This window comes from Streptomyces sp. SM1, from assembly GCF_002910825.1.
GTDB classification, from domain to species: domain Bacteria; phylum Actinomycetota; class Actinomycetes; order Streptomycetales; family Streptomycetaceae; genus Streptomyces; species Streptomyces okerensis.
Map to the genome: position 1 here is coordinate 21,963 of NZ_NEUB01000718.1, position 10,008 is coordinate 31,970.

Sequence of the window (10,008 nt, forward strand, 5' to 3'; positions counted from 1 at the left end):
AGCTATAAGCCATCTGCGATCTTTGCGTTTCGGCTCGAATGCCAGTAGAGTCGCAGCCGCGCCCAGTCAGTCCCCCCCCTGGCGGCGCATCGCCGCAGCAGGTGGCCCTGCTCGATTCCTTTCCTCTCGGACGGAGCCACCTGCTGCGGAGCGCACCCACCTTCGTGTGACGGCGAAAAGAGAAAAGGGCCAGTGCGACACATCGCACCGGGCCCTTCGTCTGCCTGATGGACTCCCGCTCAGGGGCCGGGCATGGGAGTCGGCGTCGCATTCGTCGTGCAGTCGACGAGTCCCTGGGTGAACCTCGGCGACTGCCAGATCGCCTTGTCCTTGTCGTTCGGCAGGTGTTCGACGATCGACCCGGTGCCGAGGGGCGCTCCGCCGGCGAAGAAGTGCAGCGCCTCCTGGCTGAAGCCCGCGTTGTACACCAAGGTCGACAGGCACTGGCCGGCCGCCGCGTAGGTCTTCTTCTGACCCTCGTCCCGGGCGTAGGAGGAGAACATGGAGACCAGGCCCTTGCTGAGCTCGATGGACGAGTTGACCGGCTGATCCGCGCGGACCGGGTAAGCCGGCTCCAGGTTCGGCTGACCGGCTACAGGCTTCGCGGCTCCCTTTGGCGGCACGTAGCTCTGGGTCTTGAGGCTGCTGCCGTTCGGAAGTACAGCCTTGTCGATGCACGCGTCGAAGTCCTCGCGCAGCGACCGCGACGCCAGGAGCGCAGCGTCGTCCTCGCTCACCTTGTTCAGTCCGTCGATGACTGCACCCATGTCGTCGCTGTCGACCTTGACGACGTAGTCCAGCGACTCCTCCGGCATTCCCGCCTTCCGCGCTGCGCTGGCTAGGCAAGCCCCGCCGTCCTTTCTGGAACTCCCGGTGCCCTGGAAGGCGAGCTTGTTCAGCGCCTCGTCGAGGGCCTTGTCGGTGACCTTGGCGGTGCTCGTGGTCGGACTCGGCGCAGACGGCGCCTGCGTTGTGGTGCCGTCGCCACTGGAGTATCCGGCGAGCAGAACGCCCGCCGCCACAGCGAGTGCTGCGGCCGCGGGTGCAGCCTTCCTCGTCCTCCAGGTCTTCATCGCTTCTCACCTCGCATCTCCTGTTGCCGACCGGTCCGATTGCATCGACTGGTCTCTGAGGGCATCCTATTCGAATACCTATTGAATGACACCCTGTGGTGAGTCGGAATGCCATGAGACAGAGGATGCAGAGGATGGGCAGAGCGGGGCTCGGGCGCGCAGAGTGCCTGCGGGTCTGTTTGGCGCTTGGCGATCAACGGAGTTGATCCGGAGGGCTCTGTGACACGTCGTGCGCGTGTCAGCTGCGGGTGGCCCCCTGCCGGGCGGCTGTTCGTGGGCTTCTCATCTCCCCCCCACGAAGGACTGCTCGCCATGACTGCTCTTGCTTCTGCTCGGACCACCACTGACGTCGACCTGCTGACGCTCACGCTGCACGTGAGTGACGACCAGAAGACCTGGTACCGATCGTCTTCGAGGGCGAGAACCCGGTCTACGTCGACCAGCAGGCCGCAGCCTGGCTCAAGGAACGGCCGTACCTCGCCGTCGAGATGGACGACTCGACCTGCTGCGGCCAGTTCCCTCGGACCTTCAACGCGGTGTTCGCGTCCATCACCCGCGACCAGCCGCTCCTGCAGGTGCACACGCTCTGACGCGCGCCCGCTTCCAGAAGGAGAGCACCGGCCATGACAATGCATGCTGCGCACGTCCCCGCACCCATGAAGCCAGGTCCGGTCGTCTACACCGACCGGCAGCTCTTATGCGTGCTCATCCGCCTGGCGCAGGGGGAGAGCACCCTCGGACGTCGCACGTTCGAGCAGCGCCGCAGAGATGCCGACCCGTCGGCTCCGCTCTACGAGCGCCGCTTCGGCAGCTGGAACCGCGCGCTGGAGCTCGCGGGCCTCGACGCGGTCGCACAACCCGAACAGCTGCGGGATGCGACGACGAAGTGGACCCAGGAGCAGCTGATCGCCGCGATCCGTCGGTGTCTGCTGGAAACAGGATCCACGACGCTGGCGGCCTACGAGGTCTGGCGCACGGATCCGGCGAATCCGAAGTCTGATGTTCCGCCGGCCACCACCATCCGCTTCCGCATGGGCAGTTGGTCACGAGCCACAGAGCTGGCTTGCGGCTGACATCCATCGGCATCTGCGACACCGTTCGATCCCCTTATGGGGCGCTGAACCGCAAGGATCTGGAAAGGGGAACTGTTATGTCAACCGAAAAGCGGCCTCTCACGGGTCTCCGCGTACGAGTCCATTTGAAGGGTGAGACCGTGTATGGGCTCGCCAGGGTCAGCTACAGAGATGGCCACAAGCACGCTGGCCATTACGAGGTGGAGCGTGTCTCAGCTCCCCCGATTCTGGTTCCGTTCGGGGATGCCGAACCGGGACCGAACGCCGATCAGATTCCGCCTGGCGTGGAATTTCCGGATCGTCGTGTGTCCTATCGCCCGCTGTTTGCTGAGCCGGGAGTCAAAGAGACGTCCGCCAGGGTCTCCGGTGCAAACGTCATCTTCCCCGGAAACATGGAAAGGCTCCAAAAACTGATCGGGCTTGTCCAATCGGGCTGGACCGTGCACTGGACCAGTCACGAGGCCAACGAGTTCCGGGGGGAACTGAGCGTTGCTGAAGTCGGTGTATCCGAAGTGAGGATGAATCCGACCAAGGCAGCACCGAGCCGGTACACATGGCCGCTGGAAGGTGATGATTTCACCATCGAGGGTACTGCCATCACCGAGTACAAGGCTGACCATGCGTACACCGGCGGTCGAGCGTCCACACTAACGCTGCGGTTCGAAGCGCCGCGCTAACCAGCAGCCCTGGAGGGGCATCAAGGTCTCCTAGCCCGGCGCGAGTCGGGCTTGGGAACTCAATCCCCCGATTTAGTCGAAGGGCCCAGCATATATACCAGGAAGCCCTCGGAAGTCTTCACCGCATTCGGAATGACCCGGTCCATCGCCGAATGGCACGACATTACCGGGGTTGGCCTAAGTGCTCTCAGGCACGGCACAAGAAGGCATGACCTGAAAAGTACCTCAAAAGGAAAGAGGAACCTTATGTCCGAACGCGACATCATCGAAGTCCGCAAGCTTCCGCCGTACTACAAGGCCGACCTCAACCATCTGCTGCCGGTGGAGCAGTCGCTGCATGGTCGCCATGAGCTGATCATCGGCGACATCACCCGGTACCGCGCAGGCATTGAGTACTACGCACCGATTGCCCCCACCGAAGACGGCAGTCTCCGGGGCGGCACACTCACTCTGAGCGAGGCGCAGGCCCGTCATATCTACGCTCAGCTCGGCGAGCTGTTCAAGCGTTGGGACCTGGAGAACGAGCGTGAGGCCGAATGGTCGAGCCGCCCACACTTCAGTGCCTGGATGACCTACGGCACCGGTCACCTCTCTCAGCCACACATGGATGTTTCGGTATGGCAGGACAAGCTGACCGGCGAGCACCCGGGGGACGAGCGGGCATGGTCGCCCGACTATGACACGCCTGCTGTGTTCAGCGAGCGCACCACGATCGCCGCCAAAGGCGGAGACCCTGAGGACGGCAGGCGCGAGGCTGAGCGGCTTCTGAGCGATGCTGGGTGGCGAGTGATCGGCGAATGGCGAGACGCCGACGACATGGCGCTGATCGTTAGCGTCGCCCGCACAGGGGACTGAATCGCTGCTTCTATGGACGTTGCAGCACCGACTAACAACGGTTGCCCGCTGGCAGCGGCATCGTCCGCACGTCCGCCGGGGCCAGCTCAGCGACCTCCACCATCGAGCCGTCCCACGTACGTACAGAGCGAAGACGCACCGGATTCACCGCGACGTATCGCCGCGCCGTCGCCCACTCGCATTTCCTGGCAATCGAGCACAACGGCATCGCAGGCCCCTACCCATCGAGTACGGCGGACTGCCCGCCCTGCACGTGGTGGATCAGGATCTACCGCTGATCCATCCGTACGCCCCGGTGACGCCCGGCCGCTACGTCACGCCCGGCGGCGGGCGGCACAATATTCGCCCGGCTGAAATGCGCGCTCACATCCGGATCACGCTGGACCACATGGGCTGTCCCGCTCAGTTCACCGACGAGAAGAACGCCGCTTACAAGCGGCTTGCCCGGGCCGCCGGACTCGTCCTGGAACACGTCGACGAACGCCCGGACGAACCCGCCACCTGGGAGCGGGTGTTCCGGCTGTGGATCCGCCACGCGGCCACCCTCGTCCGCGAGCTCGGCGACACCGAGGCACAGAACATGCTGGCCACGGCCCACTGCAGCCTTCCCCTGCTGCCTGGACGGCGCGCGGTCCTGCTGACGCTGCGCCGCCCCGCCGAAGACCGTTCACCACGGCCCGGCGTCGATACGATGACCGGGCCCGGCCATCAGAACGGCGGCCACGCAATGGACGAGAGGACCGAGCCGTGAGCCAGTACCCCGCCCGAGCGGCGGTGTTCTCCGCCGGTTCCTGGGGCACCGCCGCGGCGACGATCCTCGCCGACGCCGGCACCAGCACCGTCCTGCACGCCCGCCGCGCCGAGATCGCCGCAGCGATCACCGGTGGCCACCGCAACCCGGACTACTTCCCGGACATCGAGCTGCCCGCCTCGCTCACCGCCACGACCGACCCGGCCGCCGCGCTGGACGGCGCGGACTTCCTCGTGCTGTCCGTGCCCGCGCAGTCCCTGCGCCAGTGCCTGGCGACGTGGACGCCGCACCTTCAGTCCCAGACGGTGATCGTCTCGCTGATGAAGGGCATCGAGACACACACCCACCTACGGGCCAGCGAGATCATCCGCGAGGTGACCGGCGTGCCCGCCGAGCGGGTCGTGGTGCTGTCCGGCCCGAACCTGGCCCGGGAGATCATGGCCCGGCAGCCCGCGGCCGCCACCATCGCCTGCTCCGACGAAGACGCCGCTCAGCGTTTCCAGACGGCCTGCCACACCCCCTACTTCCGGCCCTACACCTCCACCGACGTGATCGGCTGCGAGATGGGCGGCGCGCTGAAGAACGTCATCGCGCTCGCCGTCGGCATCGCCACCGGCATGGGCCTGGGCCACAACGCCACCGCCCTGATCATGACCAGGGGGCTCGCGGAGAGCATGCGTCTGGCCGCCGCGATGGGCGCGCAGCCCACCACCCTCGCCGGGCTGTCCGGCATGGGCGACCTGGTGGCCACCTGCTCCTCACCGCTCTCCCGCAACCGCACCTTCGGCACCCACCTCGGCAACGGCCTGAGCCTCGCCGAGGCCGCCAACGCGACCAGGCAGACCACCGAGGGCGTCAAGAGCGCTGAGGCGATCCTCGAGCTTGCCCGCGCCCACGGCGTCGACATGCCGATCACGACCGTGGTCACCGCCGTCCTGCACGGCAAGGCCACGCTCGGCGAGGCCGCCGCCGCACTGATGCAGCGGCCCCCCAAGCCCGAGTAGCGGCCCGCCACCACCTTGTCCCTCCCGCCCGGAGGTTTCCCTGTCATGCCCGCAGACGTACTGTCCGCTGCCCAACTCGCCGTCACCGCAGCCGTGGTGGCTGGGATGGCTACCGGCTTCACCCGCAGGCCCGGCCGCTGGATGCGCTACCCGCTGTTCTCCCGGGCCACGTTCGTGATCGTCACGCTCACTGGTACCAAGGGCGACCGGACCGAGTCCGTCAATCCGTACGCGTTCCTCTCACCAGGGACGTTCCTGCTGCCCCCGCCCCAGCTCCAGACGGTCATCGACCACCTGATGCGCACCGGCCGCTACGACCGGATCGAGGGAGACGGCCGGGTCCTATCCGTCAACGGCGAGCAGCCCATCGAGGTGAGGGACAGCCGTGTGGTTCTTTGACGCCCTCGCGTCCGGCTTCCGCAGCCCGACCGATCCCGGACGACTAAAGCTGTTCCGCATCGCCTACGGCAGCGTCCTGGCCCTGCGGTTCGCCCTCTCCTTCGGACAGGGAGGCTGGAGCCGCTTCGCACCCGGATCGCTCAGCCTGCGCCTCGCCCAGCAGCGCTTCGGCCCGCGCCGCAGCCGTCTGCTCGCCGGCGTCTACCGGCCCGCCCTGATCGTCCGCACGGCCGCCGCCGTCATCCTGGCCGCAGGGATCGCCCCGCGCCTCACGCTGCTGCTCGTGCTGGCCGGGACCGCGATGGAACTCCTCTACCTCAAGAGCCCCGCCGCCGTGCGCTTCACCCTCCTGACCGGCGCGTGCCTGATGGTCGCCGGAGATCTCGGCCACGGCCTAACCATCGAACATCATCCCAGCACGGCCAACACCTGGGCCCAAATCCTTCTCGCGCTCGTGACCGCCGACCTCTACTGGAACAGCGCCGTGCAGAAGATCCGCTCCGTCCAGTTCCGCACCGGCCTCTACCTCGCCCAGTGGATGTATGCCTACACCCAGCTGAAGGACCAGCTTCCGTACCGCCGCCAGAACGCCATCCCCGGCGTCGTCCTACGACACACAAGCAACCTCACCCCCCGTGACATCCGCCTGTGGCGCCTGGTCGCCGCCGCCGTCATCACCGCCGAGATCGTGCTGCCCATCGTGCTGTTGATCCCACAGACCACGCCGTACGCCGTCGCAGCCGGCATCACCCTGCACGCGGCGTTCACCCTCCTCAAGCCGCGCCAGCTTCTGACGTTCTCCGGCCTCACGGTCGGCTCCTACCTCGCATTCGCGGGTTGACCCTGGCGCAGGGATCACGGCCCCCGCGGGGGCGGCTTGCAGGAGGGCCGTACCAGCTGTTTCCTGGCTTCTGCCTGGCCCTGCGCAAGCGCCTGGACGGGTTCTACAGCGGGTCGCCCTCCTCGGTGACGACCTCGCGGTCGACGACCCACTTGCGGATGATCCGGCGCGTCCCGTCGTCCTCGACGGCGACGAACTGGACGACGACGGCGGGGTCGTGGGTGTAGAGCCCGACGCACTTCTTGTACATGGCGCGGGCGGGGGCGGGGTTGTCCCTCCAGTCGCCGGTGACACCCGGGCCGTCCTCCACGAATTGGAGGACGGCCCGGTACAGCATCATCGCCCGTCCCCGTCGGCCGGGCCAGACTCGTCGGCGAAGGGGCTCGGGGAGTGGGCGACGACGTCCGGGTGCAGGCCGGGTGCGATCTCTTCGAGGTCGGGGTGGGTGGCGGCGACCTCGCGCAGCAGCCGGGTGAAGGTGACGTGATCGAGACCGCGGCCGGTGCGGGAGAGGAGCAGCGGGCCCTCGGTCTCGGTGGAGTGCGGGGCCTTGTGGGTGCGCACCGGCAGGTACTCGTCCAGCGCCCACACCAGGGGTCGGGGGATGGGGGTGAGCGGGCCGACGGCGGAGGCGCTGTTGTTCTTGACCGGCAGTCTCCAGGTGGGACCGGCCTGGTTGTCGCGTTGGACGTACTGCATGACGGCCGCGACGGACTGGCCCGGGCGCAGGCCTGCGAGGGTCATGTAGGCGGCGAGGCGGGCCCGTTCGGGGTGCGGGCCGCGGTAGCGGTCGGCGGCGGTGCGCAGCGCGTCGGTCTGGAACCGGGTGAGGGTCTCACGTGCGGCCGGCGGGGTGGGCCCGGCGAGCGCGCGGCGGGGCGGGAGGTTCCAACGGGCGGCGCCGAGGTCGTCCTCGCAGTGGGCGTAGTACGAGCGGACGGCGGAGACGGCGCGGCCGCGGGAGGTGGCGGCGAGCGGGGTGCCGTCGAAGGCAGTGAGGCGTGCGGCCCAGTCCTGGATGTGTAGGGGCTCGAAGTGCCAGACGAGACCGCCGATGTAGGTGAACCAGTCCTGCTTCCAGCCGGGCGGGGCGTCGATCCCGGCGAGGTAGAGGCCGTAACGGTACTTGGTGTCCTCGTCCCAGACGCGCCCGATGACCTGCTGGCCGTCGGGCCGGACGTACGATCCGGCGAGCCAGCCGTGCAGGATCGCGTAGGGGTCCGGGGCCTGGGTCTGGGAGTCCATCCCGTCACTCTACGAATCGGGCGTGCTGTCCCGGTCCGGGAGTCCCGGGTCGTCCTGCTGCAGCAGGTCACCGTCAGGGAGCAGATCACCCTGCCGCAGGAAGGCGGCCATCCACAGAACTCCCTCCACGAACCCGTCCCTGTGCTCGGGGGACGCGGCGGCCATGTTGCTCGCCTGGTACCGCTCGGCATAACCGTCGGCCCACCGGGCGACTGTCAGATGGTTGCGATAGATGTCGGCATACGGGCCAGTAAGCGCCGCGGCTGCCCTTTCAGGGCGCCAGTCGATCTCTGTCTTGTCGAAGTCGAGGAGCTGCTTGTCGTTCTCGTCCATGCCTGAAAGCTAGCCGTCAGGCAGCCGGAAACGGCTCATCCTCCGGCCGCGGGTCGGGACTGCGCACGGCCGTATCCGTAGAAGCACTGAACTTTAAGGAACAGACTGGTGCCCCTTCTGCTCTTACGACGAGACCAGCGAGCCGGGCCGCCCCGCGACATCATCAAATGCACCGTCGAACCCGCCCTGCCACCCGAGGACTGGGACCTGAGCTGGGGCCAGGGCCCGCTGTATGAGGTCGCCTACCTCTCCTGCGGCCACACCCTCGCCGAGCTTTGCGAGTTTCGGCGGCTCCCACGCTCCACTCTCCGAAAGGACTTCCCAATCATGAGGTCAAGCCGCCGCCGTGACGGGAGGTGAACCTTGGTAGCACTGTCCGTCACGGATCATCGCCCACAGGACATTGAGGCGTCGGCGGGCGAGGGCCAGCAGAGCCTGCTTGTGTCCTTTCCCCTCGCTCCTCTTGCGCTGGTAGTACGCCTTCGAGGCGGGACAGGTGGTAGTGCTGACCATCGCCGACAGGTACATGCTCCGCAGCAGTCCACGGTGGTAACGCCTGGGTCTGCGCAGGTTGCCGCTGACGCGGCCGGAGTCGCGTGGCCTGGGCGCCAGGCCGGCGAAGCCGGCCAGCCGATCGGCGCTGCCGAAGGCGTCCATGTCACCGCCGGTCGCGGCGATGAACTCGGCACCGAGCTTGGGGCCCATGCCGGGCAGACTGCGGATCACCTCAGCGTGCGGATGCTCGCGAAACTTGGCCTCGATCAGGGCGTCGAGCTCGGCGATCTCCTCATCGAGGGACATCACCCCCTTCGCGAGGCGGACCACCATGGCGGCGGCCAGCGTCTCGCCAGGCAGGGCCGTCAGCTGCGCCTGGGCAGCCTCCACAGCCGTTTTCGCAAGTGCGGCGGCGCCGCGGACCTTGCGGTTCTTCAGCCAGGTCTCGATCCGCTTCGCGCCGGCGCGGCGGATCGCGGCCGGGGTCTGGTAGCCGGTCAGCAACATCACCGGCCCTTTGTTGGTCAGCTCAAGCGAGCGTTCCAACGCGGGGAAGATCTCCAGCAGTTGAGCGCGGAGACGGTTGATCTGCCGGGTGCGGTCGAAGACCACGTCCAGGCGCCGGGTAGTGAGCGTGCGCAGGTCAATGGCGATCTCGTCGCCGGGCCTCAGCAGGCCGAGATCACGTCGGACGCGGGCCTGGTCGGCGATGACGAAGGCGTCCTTCGCGTCAGTCTTGCCCTCGCCTTTGTAGGTGGCCGATGCTCGGTGGACCGCGAGGCCGGTGAGGTAGGCCATCGGCTGGCCGTGGCTGAGCAGCAGGCCGATCAGCAGGGCGGCCCCGCCGTGGTTGAGGTCGACGGCCCACAGCACGTCGGTGGATATCTCCAGGACGTCGCCGATGAGCTGAAGCAGCTCGGTCTCGTCGTTCAGGACCCGGCGGGACAGCAGCCGCTCGCCGTCCGCGTTGATCACCACGCAGTGGTGATGCGTCTTGCCGATGTCCACTCCGGCCCAGATCTCGGGCACGTTCCCTCCGCCAGCTCGTCGTCACATCGATCCCGCAGACGACCTCGCCGACGTTGTCCTACAGCAGCGATCGAGTCGCGTCTCCCAATTGGCGGTCGAGTCGTCGCGGGGCTCCGGGCGGCCAAGTCCTTTGAGCCATCCAAACGGCGCCCACCATGCAGCCATACCCAGAACCCCTGGGCCCTCCGATCCTACGAATGACCGGATCAGACCCACGTCTTGAAAGGTAGGAC

At 67.4% G+C, this 10,008-nt stretch carries 12 protein-coding genes; 7 read left to right on the forward strand and 5 right to left on the reverse strand.

Going from position 1 to position 10,008, the window contains the following annotated elements:
- Positions 1–239 precede the first annotated feature (239 nt).
- Positions 240–1,073, reverse strand: a complete 834-nt coding sequence (locus B9S61_RS20550) for a hypothetical protein (RefSeq protein ID WP_103543570.1) — start codon at positions 1,071–1,073, stop codon at positions 240–242.
- Positions 1,074–1,696: 623 nt separating this feature from the next.
- Between B9S61_RS20550 and B9S61_RS20555 the strand changes: the two genes are divergently transcribed.
- The 7 genes from B9S61_RS20555 to B9S61_RS20580 all read left to right on the forward strand — a co-directional run bounded on the left by B9S61_RS20555 (position 1,697) and on the right by B9S61_RS20580 (position 6,673).
- Positions 1,697–2,146, forward strand: a complete 450-nt coding sequence (locus tag B9S61_RS20555) for a homing endonuclease associated repeat-containing protein (RefSeq protein ID WP_006378593.1) — start codon at positions 1,697–1,699, stop codon at positions 2,144–2,146.
- Positions 2,147–2,286: 140 nt separating this feature from the next.
- Entirely contained in the window at positions 2,287–2,823 is a 537-nt protein-coding gene (locus tag B9S61_RS40390) for a hypothetical protein (protein WP_146064901.1), read from the forward strand.
- Positions 2,824–3,069: 246 nt separating this feature from the next.
- Complete coding sequence (locus B9S61_RS20560) at positions 3,070–3,678, forward strand: hypothetical protein (protein ID WP_103543571.1); 609 nt, start codon at positions 3,070–3,072, stop codon at positions 3,676–3,678.
- 256 nt (positions 3,679–3,934) lie between these two features.
- The gene (locus B9S61_RS41615; protein ID WP_258039761.1) at positions 3,935–4,429 is read left to right on the forward strand and encodes a DUF6420 family protein; all 495 of its coding nucleotides are present in this window, start codon (positions 3,935–3,937) and stop codon (positions 4,427–4,429) included.
- Positions 4,426–5,433, forward strand: a complete 1,008-nt coding sequence (locus B9S61_RS20570) for an NAD(P)H-dependent glycerol-3-phosphate dehydrogenase (RefSeq protein ID WP_006378632.1) — start codon at positions 4,426–4,428, stop codon at positions 5,431–5,433. Before B9S61_RS41615 ends, B9S61_RS20570 begins: the two co-directional genes overlap by 4 nt.
- 45 nt (positions 5,434–5,478) lie before the next feature.
- A complete protein-coding gene (locus B9S61_RS20575) occupies positions 5,479–5,832 on the forward strand; it encodes a hypothetical protein (RefSeq protein ID WP_030213837.1) in 354 nt (117 codons plus the stop codon).
- On the forward strand, positions 5,819–6,673 hold the full coding sequence (locus tag B9S61_RS20580) for a hypothetical protein (protein ID WP_103543572.1): 855 nt from the start codon (positions 5,819–5,821) through the stop codon (positions 6,671–6,673). The genes B9S61_RS20575 and B9S61_RS20580 overlap by 14 nt, the downstream gene beginning before the upstream one ends.
- A gap of 103 nt (positions 6,674–6,776) precedes the next feature.
- On the opposite strand, the gene B9S61_RS20585 is transcribed toward B9S61_RS20580, so the two are convergent.
- The 4 genes from B9S61_RS20585 to B9S61_RS20605 form a co-directional block, all read right to left on the reverse strand.
- Complete coding sequence (locus B9S61_RS20585) at positions 6,777–7,013, reverse strand: hypothetical protein (RefSeq protein ID WP_030213840.1); 237 nt, start codon at positions 7,011–7,013, stop codon at positions 6,777–6,779.
- Entirely contained in the window at positions 7,010–7,918 is a 909-nt protein-coding gene (locus tag B9S61_RS20590; RefSeq protein ID WP_103543573.1) for a hypothetical protein, read from the reverse strand. The genes B9S61_RS20585 and B9S61_RS20590 overlap by 4 nt, the downstream gene beginning before the upstream one ends.
- A 9-nt stretch (positions 7,919–7,927) precedes the next feature.
- Positions 7,928–8,251 (reverse strand): hypothetical protein, encoded by a 324-nt coding sequence (locus B9S61_RS20595; protein WP_103543574.1) that lies wholly within the window; start codon positions 8,249–8,251, stop codon positions 7,928–7,930.
- A 333-nt stretch (positions 8,252–8,584) separates the two neighbouring features.
- Positions 8,585–9,775 (reverse strand): IS110 family transposase, encoded by a 1,191-nt coding sequence (locus tag B9S61_RS20605; RefSeq protein WP_103543576.1) that lies wholly within the window; start codon positions 9,773–9,775, stop codon positions 8,585–8,587.
- Positions 9,776–10,008: the final 233 nt, after the last annotated feature.

What these genes read in the sequence shown, in the direction of transcription:
- B9S61_RS20560 (WP_103543571.1), top strand. Translation starts at nt 3,070, where the DNA reads ATGTCCGAACGCGACATCATCGAAGTCCGCAAGCTTCCGCCGTACTAC.
- B9S61_RS20575 (WP_030213837.1), top strand. Translation starts at nt 5,479, where the DNA reads ATGCCCGCAGACGTACTGTCCGCTGCCCAACTCGCCGTCACCGCAGCC.
- B9S61_RS20550 (WP_103543570.1), bottom strand. Translation starts at nt 1,073, where the DNA reads ATGAAGACCTGGAGGACGAGGAAGGCTGCACCCGCGGCCGCAGCACTC.
- B9S61_RS20585 (WP_030213840.1), bottom strand. Translation starts at nt 7,013, where the DNA reads ATGATGCTGTACCGGGCCGTCCTCCAATTCGTGGAGGACGGCCCGGGT.
- B9S61_RS20595 (WP_103543574.1), bottom strand. Translation starts at nt 8,251, where the DNA reads ATGGACGAGAACGACAAGCAGCTCCTCGACTTCGACAAGACAGAGATC.
- B9S61_RS20590 (WP_103543573.1), bottom strand. Translation starts at nt 7,918, where the DNA reads ATGGACTCCCAGACCCAGGCCCCGGACCCCTACGCGATCCTGCACGGC.
- B9S61_RS20555 (WP_006378593.1), top strand. Translation starts at nt 1,697, where the DNA reads ATGACAATGCATGCTGCGCACGTCCCCGCACCCATGAAGCCAGGTCCG.